The organism is Streptomyces sp. DSM 40750, from assembly GCF_024612035.1.
In the GTDB taxonomy this organism is placed as follows: domain Bacteria; phylum Actinomycetota; class Actinomycetes; order Streptomycetales; family Streptomycetaceae; genus Streptomyces.
Genome location: NZ_CP102513.1, coordinates 6,841,071 through 6,857,232 on the forward strand (window position 1 = coordinate 6,841,071; position 16,162 = coordinate 6,857,232).

5 protein-coding genes are annotated in these 16,162 nt (G+C 67.0%); all 5 read left to right on the top strand.

Annotated elements, in window-relative coordinates; genetic code table 11:
• Positions 1–147: 147 nt before the first annotated feature.
• The gene (locus tag JIX55_RS30560) at positions 148–2,190 is read left to right on the top strand and encodes an FAD-dependent oxidoreductase (RefSeq protein WP_257566459.1); all 2,043 of its coding nucleotides are present in this window, start codon (positions 148–150) and stop codon (positions 2,188–2,190) included.
• A complete protein-coding gene (locus JIX55_RS30565; protein ID WP_257566460.1) occupies positions 2,187–4,013 on the top strand; it encodes a thiamine pyrophosphate-binding protein in 1,827 nt (608 codons plus the stop codon). The genes JIX55_RS30560 and JIX55_RS30565 overlap by 4 nt, the downstream gene beginning before the upstream one ends.
• A 31-nt stretch (positions 4,014–4,044) precedes the next feature.
• A complete protein-coding gene (locus JIX55_RS30570; RefSeq protein ID WP_257566461.1) occupies positions 4,045–4,554 on the top strand; it encodes an inclusion body family protein in 510 nt (169 codons plus the stop codon).
• 1,260 nt (positions 4,555–5,814) lie between these two features.
• On the top strand, positions 5,815–9,117 hold the full coding sequence (locus tag JIX55_RS30575) for a LamG-like jellyroll fold domain-containing protein (RefSeq protein ID WP_306820045.1): 3,303 nt from the start codon (positions 5,815–5,817) through the stop codon (positions 9,115–9,117).
• Between the two features lie 129 nt (positions 9,118–9,246).
• Positions 9,247–16,143 carry a polymorphic toxin-type HINT domain-containing protein gene (locus JIX55_RS30580; RefSeq protein ID WP_257566462.1) on the top strand — a complete coding sequence of 2,299 codons (6,897 nt, stop codon included), beginning with the start codon at positions 9,247–9,249 and terminating at the stop codon, positions 16,141–16,143.
• Positions 16,144–16,162 lie beyond the last annotated feature (19 nt).

Genomic DNA, 16,162 nt, shown 5'->3' on the forward strand with positions numbered 1-16,162 from the left:
TTCCCTTCCGTCCCTGGAGAAACTCCGGTCTCCGTAAGGAAATTCGAGCAAGTCGAAATTCCGTCAAGAAGGGCGATCGGTGTTTTTAGGACTTTCGCCTGCCGGGGGAGACAAGAAATCGTTTCTGCGTCTCTACGATTCCCAACCATGACGGACACTCCACGGGACAACTCCGCCACCCGTGCGCGCTGGCAGACGTGTATCAAGCTCGCCCGCGAACTCCTCCTCGTCGGGCCGGACGACACGGACCTCAAACTCGGCTATCTGCACACCCTGATCGACACGGGCCGCCTGGGCCCCACCCACCACCCGCGCAAGAAGATCCTCGTCATCGGCGCCGGCATCACCGGCCTCGTCGCCGGCCGCCTGCTCAAGGACGCCGGCCACGACGTCACCATCATCGAGGCCAACGCCAGCCGCGTCGGCGGACGCATCAAGACCTTCCGCGCCACCAAGCACCACCAGCCCTTCGAGGACCCCGCCCAGTACGCGGAGGCCGGCGCCATGCGGCTGCCCGACTTCCACCCGCTCGTCCTCGCCCTCGTCGACAAACTCGGGCTCGGCCGCCGCCAGTTCTACAACGTGGACGTGGACCCCTCCACCGGCAGCGGCCCCGACGTCCCCGTACCCCCGGTGACGTACACGTCCTTCACCGGCCAGACGTGGACCAACGGCGACGCGAGCCCCGACTTCCGCGAACCCGACAAGCGCGGCAACGCCTGGATCCGCACCAACCGCGTCCAGGTGCGGCGTGCCGACTACAACACCAGGCCCGAACGGATCAACGAGGGCTTCCACCTCACCGACGACGAGGTCCGCGCCCCCGTCGTGAAGATGGTCGACGACGCGCTGGAGGCCGTACGCGACTACTACTCCGACGTCGTCGACGGAAAGCGCGTCAACAAGCCGTTCGACGAGTGGGTCGAGGGCTGGGCCCGGGTGATCCGCGACTTCGACGGCTACTCGATGGGCGGCTTCCTGCGCGACTACGCCGGGCTCAGCGACGAGGCGATCGAGGCCGTCGGGACGTTGGAGAACATGTCCTCACGGCTGCACCTCTCCTTCTTCCACAGCTTCCTGAGCCGCAGCGACATCAACCCCACCGTCCGCTACTGGGAGGTACCCGGCGGCAGCTGGCGCCTGCCGGACGCCCTCCATCAGGGCCTGCGCGACGAGGTGCGGCTCGGCCACCGCATGATCCGCCTCGAATACCACGACCCCAGCCGCGACGCCGACCCCGAGGGCACCGGCGCCGTCGGGCCCGAGGGATGGGGCGTGGCCGTGCAGACCGTCCCCGAGAACGATCCACAGGCCCCGCCGCGCCTGTGGACCGCGGACCTGGCGATCGTCACCATCCCGTTCTCCGCCCTGCGCTTCGTGGAGATCGTCCCCTCGATGTCGTACAAGAAGCGCCGCGCCATCATCGAGACCCACTACGACCAGGCCACCAAGGTGCTGCTGGAGTTCAGCCACCGGTGGTGGGAGTTCACCGAGGACGACTGGCGCGGCGAGCTCGATCGCATCGCACCGGGACTGTACGAGTACTACCGGCTGGGCGGCGAGCAGGGCACCGGTGAAGCCCTCTCGCTCGCCGAGTCGGGGGCCGCCCCAGCGGGCCTGCTCGGTGCCGCCGTCAAGGACAGCGGCGTCACCGAGGAGATGCGGCAGCTCAACAGCACCATGCCACTGCGCGGCCCCGCGGTCCGCCCCGCCACCCACAGCTTCGGCGGGGGCTCCGCCACCGACAACCCCAACCGGTTCATGTACTACCCCTCGCACCGGGTCGAGGGCAGCACCGGCGGCGTCGTACTCGCCTCGTACTGCTGGTCCGACGACGCCGCACGCTGGGACTCCATGCGCAGCACGGAGCGCTACGTCTACGCCCTGCGCAACCTCCAGGCCCTGCACGGCCGCCGCATCGAGGTGTTCTTCACCGGCCGGGGCGCCACCAAGAGCTGGGCCCGCGACCCGTACGCCTTCGGCGAGGCCGCCATCTACACCGCGCACCAGATGACCAGCTTCCACCTGGACGTCTCCCGGCCCGAGGGCCCCGTGCACTTCGCCGGAGAGCACACCTCCCTCAAGCACGCCTGGATCGAGGGCGCCCTGGAGAGCGCCGTCCGCGCCGCCGTCGCCGTCCACCAGGCCCCGCCGGTCACGACCCCGGGCCAGGAAGAGAGCCGCTCGTGACCGCGATCATTCCCGAGTGCACGGTCGCCCGCTATCTCGCCCTGCGTCTGGCCGAGTTGGGCATCACCCACCTGTTCGGCGTCCCCGGCAACCACCTCGGCCCGTTCCTGACCACCCTGCGGGCCGAGGGCGACATCGAGTGGGTCGGCACTCCCACCGAGGGCGGCGCGGGCCAGGCCGCCGACGCCTACGCCCGCGTCCACGGCGTCGGCGCGGCCGCGGTCACGTACAGCGTCGGCGCGTTCAACCTGCTCAACGCCTGCGGCGGCGCCTACGTCGAGCAGGTCCCGCTCATCGCCGTCAACGCCTCCCCGCCCTACGAGCAGTGGCAGAACTACCGCGCCGTCGGCCTGCTCACCTCCCATATGAGCCCCCGCCCGGAGAGCAACCTGGACGTCTACCGGCAGGTCACCGTGGACGCGCAGGTCATCTCCAACCCGGGCCTCGCCCCCGCCCAGATCGACGCCGCGCTCACCGCGTGCCTCTCCGAGCGCAGGCCGGTCTACCTGGAGGTCATGGAGGACCTGTGGGACGAGCCCTGCCCCGAGCCCGGGGAGCCGATCCTCCGCCGCGAGCGGCCGTTCAGCGCGCGCAACCAGCGCATGCTGGACGACGCCGTGAACGCGATCCTCACCCTGGTCGGGGAGCACCCCGGCCCGGACGGCACGCCCCGCCCGATCGTGTGGGCCGGCGAGGAGATCGACCGGTTCCGCCTCGGCGGGCAGCTCACCGACCTGGTGGAGGGCACCGGGGTGCCGTTCTGCACCACCGTCGGCGCCAAGGCCGTCGTCGCCGAGGACCTGCCGCAGTTCCACGGCGTCTACAACGGCCACGCCAGCCACCCGGACGTGCACCGGATCTTCAAGGACTGGGCCACCTGCCGGATCGGGCTCGGCGCCTGGTCCACGTCGAAGAACCTCGGCGGCGAGCAGTGCGTCGGCACCGACTGGGTGATGGCCGCGAACGGCGGCGTCAGCGTCGGCACCTCCTACTTCCCCGACGTCCAGCTCGAACAACTCCTGCCCGCCCTCCAGGACGCGCTGGTGAAAACCTACGGCTCCGGGGGTCTGGCCGCCGACTACTACGCCGAGGCCGCCCAAGCCCACCACGGAGCGTCCACCGACCGCCCCGCCGGCCTGGAGCAGTACCGCGCCTCGCTCCGCACCAGCGGCTCACGGTCCGACCACGCCGAACGACTCACCTACGACGGCGTGTTCGACCGGATCAACCACTTCCTGGGCCACGAGACCCGGCAGGACTGGACGGTCGTCTCCGACGCCGCGTTCTCCCTCATCGGCTCGATGAACCTGTCCCTGCCCGCGGGCGGGTTCCTGTCGCAGGTCAGCTGGCTGTCCATCGGCTGGTCGGTCGGCGCGGCCACCGGCGCCGCGCTCGCCCCCGAGCGCGGGCAAGCCCGCCCGATGGTCTTCGTCGGCGACGGCGCCTTCCAGGAGACCTGCCAGGAGATCTCCACCCACACCAGGCTCGGCCTGCGGTCGGTCGTCTTCGTCATGGACAACGGCCACTTCTACGGCATCGAACAGATGCTGGTGCACCCGTCCTTCTACGCCGACGACCGGGCCACCCACGACCCGGACTTCTACAACGTCCTCCACCCCTGGCACTACGACCGCCTCGCGGCCGTCTTCGCCGGCAAGGAGACCCCGGCGAACGGGATCACCATCGCCCACACCTCCGAACTGGACGACCTGCTGACCCGCCTCACCGACCCGACCGACCCCGTCAACGCCGGACCCCTGCTGGTCCGCGTCCGCCTGCACCGGCACGACTACCCGCGGGCGATGGCGTACAAGGTGCCGTGAATCCGTATCCACAATCCGAAAGGAACGGGAAATGGCTGATCTCAACGTACTGATCGCGTTCGACGCGGCCACGATCGTCGAACAGAATCCCAACGCATCGAGGAACCCGGAAGCGCCGACGTACGCCGACCACAACCTGATCTACATGACGACGCGCCACGATCACATCGTCGGCACGTCGGGCGCCGAACTGAACCTCCGGGCCGAACCCGGGGACAGCATCAGGTGGCGGGAGACAACGATCTCGCTCGGCAGCGACTACAAGGCGTTGCTGTACAAGTACGTGAGCAGCGACACCGGACACCAGCTCATCAGGACGCCCGAGATCGAGGTCATCGACGGCATCTATCCCATGCCGAAAGAGGGCTCCGAGGGCAGGCCGGAATTCGTGACGCAGAACTACCAGGACCATTATTGGCGGACGACCGTCAAAAGGGTCGGCAAGGTCACGTACCACTTCTACTTCCAGATCCTGGACCGCCACCGGCAATTGAAGGGGTACTTCCAGTGGGACCCCTTCATCACCATCGAGAATCCCTGACGGACTTCGGGTAAGGGCCAGGGCGAGGTGGTCGCCGAACAGTTCGGCGACCACCTCGGTCGTTGCTCTTGTGACACACGTCACTGGATGTTCTGTGGTGTTTGGTTCCGATGGGGTGTGATGTCCTCTCGTGGCGCTCTGGAGCTTTTGTTGAATCGCGCTTCACCCTCCCTTCACAGTTCGTAGACGACCAACTACGCAATGACAGGGGCTGGGGAGTCCCTGCGGGGGAGAGCGCTTCATGCCTGTGGGCAGACGGTGGTGCGTTGCCGGGGCGGTCTTATCCGCTGCTGTGATGTCGAGCGTGCTGGGGCCGACGGCCGCGGTGGGCGCGGCTCGCACCGAACCGTCGGCGGAGGTGACGCAGGAGTCGCCGGCGACGGAACAGCCAGTCCTCACGGAAACCGACGCCCTGGCGCAGGCCGAGCGCACGGGCGAGTCGGTGGAGATCGCCTCACAACGCGGGGAGAGCAGCGAGGTCTTCGCCACCCCGGACGGCAAGCTCGAAGCACGTGAGTATCTGCGCCCGGTGTGGACGCGTGTAGATGGCGAATGGAAGGCCGTCGACACCGATCTGACGAAGATCGGTGACGGCATGGTGGCCCCGAAAGCCGCCACGATCGGCTTGCAGTTCTCCGGCGGCGGCGGCGCTCCCATGGTGCGGATGGAGAAGGCCGGACGGCAGTTAGAGCTGTCATGGCCGGGTGAGCTTCCCGCTCCCCGGCTGGACGGCGACATCGCGACCTACGCGGATGTCCTGCCGGGGGTCGACCTCCGATTGGGGGCTCAGGAGGACGGCTTCTCGCAACTCCTCGTCGTGAAGTCGGCCGAGGCCGCAGCGAGCAAGGAACTGGCCGAAGTGCGCCTGAGGATGGACACCCAGGGGCTGAATGTCCAGGAGACCAGCAGCGGCGGCCTGGAAGCCTTGGACGAGGGCGCCGGCACAGCGGTGTTCGAGGCACCGGAACCAGTGATGTGGGACTCCAGCCCGGGCGCGGCCGCGTCGGGTGCAGCCGTGCAGAAGAGCGGCGCCGAGCAGATGTCGCGTGCGGCAGCCGCGGAAACCACTGCGGCAGCCGACGAGAACGGCGAGCCGGGCGCCACCGAGTCGGGAAAGCTGGCGCCCGTCAGTGTGGATGTGCCCGCCGCCCAGGATGAACTCGTACTGAAGCCCGACACCGATGTCCTGCGGGGCGATGACACGGTGTACCCGGTCTCATCGACCCGCAGATGCACACCCCCAGAGCGACGGCATGGACGATGGCGTCGAAGTACTGGGCTTCGGCGCCCCAGTGGAAGTTCAACGGCGAACCCACCGCGGGCATGGGCTACTGCGCCTGGTCGTACTGCCAGCCCCATGACACCAAGCGGCTCTTCTACCGCATTCCCGTCTCGAAGTTCGCCGGCAAGAAGATCCTCTCCGCCGAGTTCACGGTGCGGAACACCTGGTCGGCTTCCTGCGGCGCGCGAGGTGTCCAGCTGTGGCGGACCAGTGACATCTCGCAGTCCACGACATGGAACTCGCAGAACCGTTCCGGCTTCTGGATCGACCACCTGACCACTGAATCGTTCGCGTACGGCTTCGACGGCTGCTCGGCCAAGGACGCGGAGTTCAACGTCAAGTCGGCGGTCCAGCAGGCCGCGGACAAGAAGTGGTCGACCATGACGTTCGGCCTGCAGGCGTCCAACGAGGAGGACGCCTACGGCTGGAAGCGGTTCTCGGACGACGCGTACCTGCGGGTCTACTACAACCGGTCTCCTCCTCAGCTCAAGATGTCGCAGCTGACGATGAAGTACGGCGGTACGTGCAAGAAGCCCGGGAGCGCCCCGCGGACGCGGTCACTGGGGACGATCTATGCCAACAACGTCACCGACCCGGATGGCGACGACGTGGCCGTCGAGTTCCAGGCGAAGTGGGACAGCGGCGACGGGAAAGGGCTGATCGCCCGTTGGAAGCCGGCCTTGAGTACATTCGCGGATTCCGGATCCGACTTCGCCATCTCGCTGCCTTCGTCCATCCCGACGAACAAGCAGATCCACTGGTACGCCCGCGTCAAGGACAAGGATCTGAACGAGGTCAACGGCACCTACTCGCCGTGGTCCTACGCCGGTGACGCCACGGGCTGCTACTTCGTCTACGACACCACGGCGCCCAAGCCGCCGACCATCACGTCCACCGACTACCCCGCCTATGACACGGCTGATCCGAACGACCCCTGGTACGACGGCATCGGCAAGTACGGTGCCTTCTCGGCGAAAGCCGGCGAGGCCGATGTGACCAGGTACTGGTACGGCATCAACGTCGATCCCACGTCCAAGAACGAGATCGCGACAACGGCGGGCGCAGCCAGGACGATCAACCTGCTGCCGCCCCGGGTCGGTACCAACACACTGTTCGTCAAGGCATTCGACTCCGCCGGCAACGCCTCGGAGTCCAGCTACCGGTTCCGAGTCAAGGCCGGTCAACCCGACCGTGCCACCTGGCAGTTGGACGAAGGCTCCGGCGCCAGCCAGGCCGACGGCTCCACTCCCGCACGGACCCTCGACCTCAATGGCGGGGCGACCCCCGGAGCGGGCGGCACGCTCGGTACAGCCCTGTCCCTCGACGGTACGACCGGGTACGCGTCCACCGACCTGTCGGTGGTCGACACCACGACCGGCTTCTCGGTCTCGGCCTGGGCCAAGCTGGACACCAAGCCCGGCCACGGGGCGATGGTGGCGACCCAGATCGGCAACGACGCAGCCGGTTTCGAACTGCTCTACTCATCCGCCTACGACCGCTGGGTCTTCGGCACCCTGGCCACCGATGCGCCGGGTGCCACGGCCAAGCGCGCCATGGCGAGCGCGGCGGGCGGAGCCGAGGCCGGAGTCTGGACCCACCTCGTCGGCACCTACGACCCGGCGGCCACGAAGATGCGGCTGTACGTCAACGGCACGCTCACGGGCGAGGTCACCCACGAGATCACCTGGAACGCACGGCGGGGCCTGCAGATCGGTGCGGGTAGGAACAGCGGAGCGCTCAAGGATTTCTTCCCCGGAGCGGTCGACGAAGTGCAGTTGTTCGACAAGGCGGTTGCCCAGGACGAAGTCGACAAGCTGTACGCCAAGCAGTCGGTCGGTGACCCGGGCCGCCCTGCGGTCTCCATCTTCCACCTCGACGAGGCGAGCACCGAGACCAGCAAGATCAAGGGCTACGGCGGAGTCGTACCGGCCAAGTACGCGGGCGGTGTCACCACCGGGGTACCCGGAGTGGCGGGCAAGGCGGCCAAGTTCAACGGCACCGACGCCTACGCGAAGATCGGCCAGCAGCGGGCACCGCACATCAACACCTCCCGCAGCTTCACCGTCTCGGCCTGGGCCAAGTTGGACAGGAAACCGGACGGAGCGGGGATCATCACCGCCCAGGCCGGCCAGTACCGCTCCGGCTTCGAGCTGTACTACTCCAAGGCCTACGACCGGTGGGCGGTCAACCAGTACTCCGCCGACGCCGAGGACGCCACACCGATCCGTGCCATGCAGCCCGATGGCACCACCGCACGCGTCGGAGAGTGGGTGCACCTGGTCGGAGTGCACGACACGGTCATGAACACATTGACGCTGTACGTCAACGGAGTCAGGGCCGGATCGACCACGCTGACCAGCCCCTTCTACGCGGACCAGTCCATGTACATCGGGGCCGGTGGTTACAACGGCCAGGTCCTGAGCCACTTCCCGGGCACCATAGACGACGTGCGGCTGTACGACCGCCCGCTCTCGGCCGAAGAGGTCCAGCAGATGGTCAAGCAGCGGCCCTTGGTCAAGGGACGCTGGACGTTCGAGCAGGGATCGGGGTCGCCCCAAGTGACGCCAGACGCGTCGGCGTCGGGCAACGCCATGACGTTGCGGGGAGGAGCGGCGGTCGGCGGTGCGATCTGGGTCGACGGTGGCGTCGCACTTGACGGAATCGACGACTACGGGACGACGGCCACCGCACCGGTGGACACCACTGGCAGCTTCACCATCAGCACATGGGCGCAGGCGGCGGCTGTCCCGGACAAGAGCGTGACACTGCTGAGCACACCCGGGACGACGACACAGAACGCGTTCGCGGTGCGCTACGTGCCGAGTGACGACCCGGCGACCGGTCCGGGCAGCTGGCAGGTCACGACAGCGGCCACGGACACGACCGGCGCCGTTGTCACCGCGGTCGACCACGCCCAGTTCTCCCGGGCCGACGACTGGACGCATCTGGCGCTCGTCTACGACGGACTCACCAAGGAGCTGACGCTCTACGTCAACGGTGAGCCGGAGAGCGTGCCCTGCGAGGACGCGGACGGTGACGGAGAGCAGGACGTGCCCACGTGCACGGACGCGTTCTCATCGGCCGAGAACGTGCAGCTGTTCAAGTCGACACAGCCGTTGTACCTGGGCGCGGCGAAGACCGGAACGACCACCGTGGGCGGGCACTGGCCCGGCGCCGTCTCCGACGCGTGGGTCTTCCAGGGCGCGCTGAGCGAGGCACAGATTCGCATGCTGGCCGTGGGCCAGCCCGGTATGGCCACCGATGTTCCCGGCGATTCCTGACAGCTCACATCGGGTGTGCCGGGCCGGTCGCCCGGCACACCCGAGCCATCTTCGCTTCACACCCCCAATTCCGCCCCCAGTCCGCGCCGACTGCGCTGCGGGTGCGCCGAGCCAAGGACGAAGGACAGGATGAACGGCAGATCCAGCAAACGATTTCGGACGCTGCGTCGGCGCACCGCGCTGGCGTCGGCCGCCGTCATGGTCGGCACGCTCCTCCAGGGGGTGGCGCAACCGGCTGCGGCTGTGGACGACGACAAGGGCCGTACCGACGCGGGTTGGATCGAGAAGCCGGTGCCCGGCTCCACGGCCAAGGTTGATCCGCGGCCTTTGGCGAAAGGACCACGCACCCCGAAGTCACCACCGGAAACGGCATGGCCCAAGGCCGCGACCGCGGTGGTTCAGCTGTCGGCCACCAAGGCCGGGGCGAAGAGCGGCGCGTCGGAATCCGTGCGTGCCAAAGGCCTTCCTGTGACCCTGGACATCAGAGGGAAGGCGGCCAGGAAGCCCGCGACCGGTGAGATCGAGGCACGTGTCCTGAGCCGCACGGCGGCGAAGAAGACAGGCACCGACGGGCTTCTGTTCACACTGCGCTCCAAGAACACCGCGAAGAACGAGCAGACCGGCCGGGTGCGCGCCCACCTCGACTACTCCGACTTCGCCAAGGCGTTCGGCGGCGGATACGCCTCCCGCCTCACCCTCGTCGAACTGCCCGCCTGCGTGCTCACCACCCCCGGCAAGCGGAAGTGCCGTACCACCGAGCCGGTCTCGACGGACAACGACACCGAGAAGCAGACCCTCACCGCCCCGGACCTGGCCCTGAAGGCCGGCGCGCCCACGGTGCTGGCCGCCGTGGCGGCCACGGAGAGCGGGAGCGGGGACTACAAGGCGACCTCGCTCGCTCCCTCGGCGACCTGGAACACCAATCTCAACACCGGTGACTTCACCTGGTCGTACGGCATGCCCGTGCCCGACGTGCCTGGCGGGCTGATGCCCAAGGTCGGGCTGTCGTACTCCTCGGGTGGCATCGACGGACGCACGAGCAACACCAACAACCAGGCCTCCTGGGCAGGCGACGGCTTCGATGTGTGGCCCGGTTACATCGAGCGGCGTTACAAGTCGTGCGCCGACGACGGGGTGGAGAACGCTGACGGCAACAAGCCGGGCGATCTGTGCTGGGGCTACGACAATGCGTTCGTCTCCTTCAACGGCAAGGGCGGCGAGCTCGTCCCAGACGGCACCAACTCCTGGAAGCTGAAGAACGACGACGGCACCAAGATCGCCCGGATCTACGGGTCCAGCGACAACGTGCGCGACAACGGTGCCCGCAACGACGAGTACTGGCGTATCACCACGCCCGACGGCACCCGCTACTACTTCGGCTACAACCGGCTGCCGGGCTGGGCGGACGGCAAGGAGACCACTGACTCCACATGGACCGTCCCCGTCTTCGGCGATGACTCCGAAGAGCCTTGTCACGCCTCGACGTTCGCCGCCTCGTGGTGCCAGCAGGGCTGGCGCTGGAACCTCGACTACGTCGTCGACACTCACGGCAACGCCATCACCTACTACTACGACAAGGAGACCAACTCCTACGGCCGCAACCTTGAGAAGAGCGACGACACCCGTTACGTCCGCGGCGGCACCCTCGACCGTGCCGAGTACGGTCTGAAGTCGTCCTCCGTGTACAGCACGAAGGCGCTGGGCCTGGTCGACTTCACCAACAGCGAGCGCTGCCTGCCCAACTCCTCGACGACCTGCTCGTCGATCGGCACGGACGCGGCCTACTGGTACGACACCCCATGGGACCTGAACTGCGACAGCGGCACGGACTGCGACGAAGGCCGACTCTCGCCGTCGTTCTTCACCCGTAAGCGGCTGACCCAGGTCACCACCCAGGTCCACGACGGCAGCGCCTACAAGAACGTCGACTCGTGGAAACTGGTCCACCGCTGGGGTCAGGCGGACATCGACTACCAGTTGTTGCTGGACTCCATCCAGCGGACCGGCCACACCGCCGACACGGCGATCACCCTGCCGAAGACCACCCTTACCTACTCCCAGTACGCCAACAGACTCGACAAGCTCGGCGACGGCTACGCCCCCTTCGTCAAGGAGCGTCTGTCCAACATTGCCGACGAGTCCGGCGGGCACATCGCTGTCAACTACTCGGGACCGGCCTGCGACTGGGACGCGCTGCCGACACCGAAGACCAACACCACCCGCTGTTTCCCGCAATACATGGGCGGCAGCTCCACCGAAGACCCCGAACTGCAGTGGTTCAACAAGTACGTGGTCTCCTCCGTCACCGGGCACGACCGCACGGGTGGCGCACCCAACCAGATCACCACATACGACTACCTGGGCGGTGCGGCCTGGCACTACGACGATGACGACGGGCTGACCAAGGAGAAGTCCAAGACCTGGTCACAATGGCGCGGCTATGGCCATGTACGTGTGCAGACCGGCGGCATCGGTGGCGCCTCGGAGATGAGGTCGCAGCAGGACACGTACTTCCTGCGCGGCATGGACGGCGATCGCAAGGAGACCGACGGCGGTACGAAGTCCGTGACCGTCTCCCTCGGCGAGGGGGAAGGGGACCCGATCACCGACCACGAGTCGGCGGCCGGTTTCGCCTACAAGACCGTCAACTACTCCGGTCCGGGCGGCAAGGTGCTGTCCAAGATCGTCAGTCGGCCCTGGCACCACGAAACGGCCAAGAAGGTCCGTGACTGGGGCACGGTGACCGCCAACTTCACCGGCACGGGACACGCGAAGACTTTCACCTCCCTCGACGACGGTGTCGGCGCCGACTGGCGGATCGCCTCCAGCGCCACCTACTTCGACACGGTGGCCGGGCGGGTGACCCACATCGACGACTTCGGCGACAACTCCACCGCCGACGACAATCGCTGCACCCGCACCAATTACCAGCTCAGCACCACGCCGACCGACCTCGTCACCCTTCCGTCCCGCGTGGAGACCGTCGCCAAGTCGTGCGACAAGGCAGTCAGCCGCCCCGCCGACGTGATCTCCGACGTGCGCACCGCCTACGACGGCGGCGCCTACGGCGAGCCGCCCACCAGGGGTGACGCGACCGCGAACGCGGTGCTGAAGAAGTACGACGGCGGCACTGCCGTCTACCTGGAATCCGCGGTCGGCTACGACGCCTACGGCCGTCAGCTGACCAGTACCGACCTGACCGCGGACGTGAAGGTCAACGCGGACGGCGTGCTGACGCGCACCGCCCGCACGGACGGCCGCACCACGACGACCGCGTACACCCCGGCCTCCGGCTTCCCCACCAGCACGAAGGTGACGACGCCTCCGGCCACGGCCGGCAACGCGGCCACGGCGCAGACCTCCACGACCACGCACGACATCCGCCGCGGCCAGCCGCTCACCCAGACCGACACCAATGGCAACGTCACCAACTTCGCCTACGACGCGCTGGGACGCTCGTCCAAGGTGTGGCTGCCCGACCGTGCGACGGGCGTGACCCCGTCCTACGAGTTCACGTACACGATCGCCGATGACAAGCCCGTCGCGGTCGGTACCAAGACGATCGGCAACGGGGGAGCCCAGCGCACCTCCTACACCCTGTACGACGGCTTCCTCCGCCCACGTCAGACCCAGGATCCCGGACCGGACGGCGGCACCCTGCTCTCCGACACGTTCTACGACGAACGCGGTCTGGCCGAGAAGGAGTTCGTCACCTACTACGCGGAAGTCGCCCCGTCCACCGGCCTGTTCAAGGCGGAGGACGCGCTGAACGTCGAGACGCAGAACTGGTACACCTATGACGGACTGGGACGACAGACCGAGGCCAAGCAGGTCGCCGGAAACGGGGACGGCGGCGAGGTCCTGGCCACCACGAGGACCATCCACGGCGGTGACCGCACCACTGCCATCCCGCCTGTCGGTGGCACCGCCACCACCACACTCACCGACGCCCGCGGTCAGACGACCGAACTGCGCCAGCATCGCGCGCGCAACGTGAGCGCCGCGTACGACACCACCACCTACGGGTACACACCGCGCGGCGAACTCCAGACGATCACAGACCCGGGTAAGAGCAAGTGGAGCTTCAAGTACGACCTGCTCGGTCACCAGATCGAGGCCACGGATCCCGACAAGGGCACCACTGTCAATGAGTACGACGATCGCGGTCAGCTGACCTTGGTCGACGACTCCCGCCCCAACGCGGAGAGTCCGGCACTTTGGCACGGCTACGACAACCTCGGTCGCAAGACCGAGGTGCGGGAGGGTTCGTCCTCCGGCCCGCTGCGCAGCAAGTGGGTGTACGACACGATCACCAACGCCAAGGGCCAACTCGCCGAATCCACCCGCTACATCGGTGACAACGCCTACTCCGCCAAGGTCGTTGGCTACGACCGCCTGTACCGCCCGCTGCGTACTTCCGTCACGATCCCGCCCTCAGAGGGTGCGCTGCAGGGCACGTATCTGTCGACGACCTCGTACGACGCCTCGGGTCTGGTGAAGGGCGTCGGATATCCGAAGGCCGGAGCCCTGTCGGCCGCGACAGTCGCCTACACCTACGAGGACGCCACCTTGCGTCCCGTGTCGGTGAACGGCAGTCAGGGCGTGAAGGCCATCACGGACTACAGCCTGACCGGTAAGCCCCTGAACCACCAACTGTCCGCCAGTGGCGGCAAGAACATCCTGATCGACAACGCCTACGAGAAGGGCACCCAGCGTCTGGCGAACTCGACCATGCACCGCCAGGACGTCGCGGGATTCGACCAGAGCAATACCTACCGCTACGACGAGGCGGGCAACGTTCTGTCCGTGTCCGACGTCTCCCGCTCCGGCACCGACACGCAGTGCTTCACCTACGACCACTTGCGCCGTCTGACCGAGGCCTGGACCCAGGGCACCACCGGCTGCGCTGCCACACCGAGTGGCAGTGTGCTGGGCGGCCCGGCCAAGTACTGGCACTCCTACACCTATGACGTGGTGGGCAACCGCCAGACCGAGACACTCCACGACACCACCGGGGACGCGACCAAGGACCTCAAGCGGAGCTACAGCTACCCGGGCGTGGGTGAGGAGCAGCCGCACACGTTGTCCTCCGTCACCACCACCGGCCCCACGGGCACGGCACAGGACAGCTACGGCTACGACGCGACCGGCAACACCACCACCCGGACCCTGAACGGCGACACCCAGACCCTCCGCTGGGACGCCGAAGGCCACCTCGCCAAGGTGACCCAGCCCGTCGAGGGCAGCAGTGACAAGGTCACGGAGTACCTCTACGGCAGCGACGGAAGCCGCCTGATCGGCCGAACCCCCACGGAGACCACCCTCTACCTGGGCGCAACCGAGATCACCCTGGCCAAGGGCTCCACGACTCCCAAGGCCACCCGCTACATCGACCTCGGCGGTGGCCACCAGGCCGTTCAGAAGGACGACGGCAGCGTCGCGATCACCCTCGCCGACCACCACGGCACCGCACAGCTCTCGATCGACGCGGCCACCCAGAAGCTCAGCCAGCGCCGCGCCCTGCCCTTCGGCGGCATCAGAGGAGACACACCCACCGACTGGGCCGGCACGAAGGGCTTCGTCGGCGGCACGGACGACACCAAGGTCACCGGCCTGACCCATCTCGGCGCTCGCGAGTACGACCCTGCTCTGGGCCGCTTCATCAGCGTCGACCCGATCATGGTCCTGACCGACCCGCAGCAACTCCAGGGTTACACCTACAGCAACAACAACCCGATCACCTTCTCGGACCCGAGCGGGCTCTGCATGCCGGACGTCTGTGGCATCGGTTATCCCATCGGCGGCACCGGCGGTTCCAAGAGCAATCCCGTTCGGTTCACCACCGAGAAGTCGCACGGCGGGGTCGCGTACCGGGACCCGGGCTCCTACATGAACAAGCGCCGGACGATTGTCTATCCGGGGGTGGAAGTTCCGACGGGCTGGAAGGGGCGGGAAGAGTTCACTGAGCGCTTCACCGAGTACCTGGATGGTGCGCGGTTCACGAACGGTCGGCTTCCCAGCTACCTGAGTGACACTGAGGACGAAGCCGCTCAACAACAACTCGGATACTGGGCACTCAATGTCTGCCGGGCTATGAAGAGTTGCCCGCAGGATCTGGAAACCAATTTCAGAGAGCAGTCCGCAGGGTTCCTTTCCGGCGTGGCAGCCATGGCCGATGTACCCGGCGCTCGTGGAACGGGATCGAAGGGCGCCAAGGGGACAGGTTCGAGCTGCAAGTGCTTCCTGGCTGGTACTGACGTCCTCATGGCCGACGGCACCACCAAGGACATCGAGGACATCGAACTCGGTGACGAGGTCCAGGCCACCGACCCCGAAACCGGTGAGTCGGGCCCCAGGAAAGTCACCCGGCTCATAGTCACGCAGGACGACAAGCACTTCAACGAGCTGTCCATCGCCACCGACGACGGCATCGAAGAGCTGACGGCCACATACGAGCACCCCTTCTGGTCACCCTCCGAGGGAGACTGGATCGAAGCCGGCGACCTCACAACGGGCATGACCCTGCTCACCGACGACGGCGACACGGTCATCGTCACGGGGAACCGGGCCTACACCGAGCGTGCGACCACGTACAACCTCACCGTCAGCGACCTGCATACGTACTATGTGCTGGCGGGTGAGACTCCGGTCCTCGTTCATAACTCAACCTGTCCGTCCTTCGCCACTGGAAAGCCAATCAGTGGCCCATTTCCCGACGCTGGGCAAACGTCCTTGTACGCGCTAGTGAACCCGAAGAATGGCGAATTGCTCAAATGGGGGATCTCAAAGAATCCCGTCGGTCGCTACAAGAACTCGGATTACGAGGGCGGGACCCGGATGGTGATTCTCAGGAACTACGACTCCAGGCGAGATGCTCTTGATGTGGAGCGCTACATGACGGAGAGGCACCCCGGGCCGCTGAACTTTGAGCCGCATAGAGGGTCTGTGGCGCCCACGCAGTCCTGGGAGCAGGACCTGCGATACGTCACTGGCGGCGGATTCTTTAGGGATCGGGACGGCGGGTAGGCGCTTGGTCTGGGAGAAT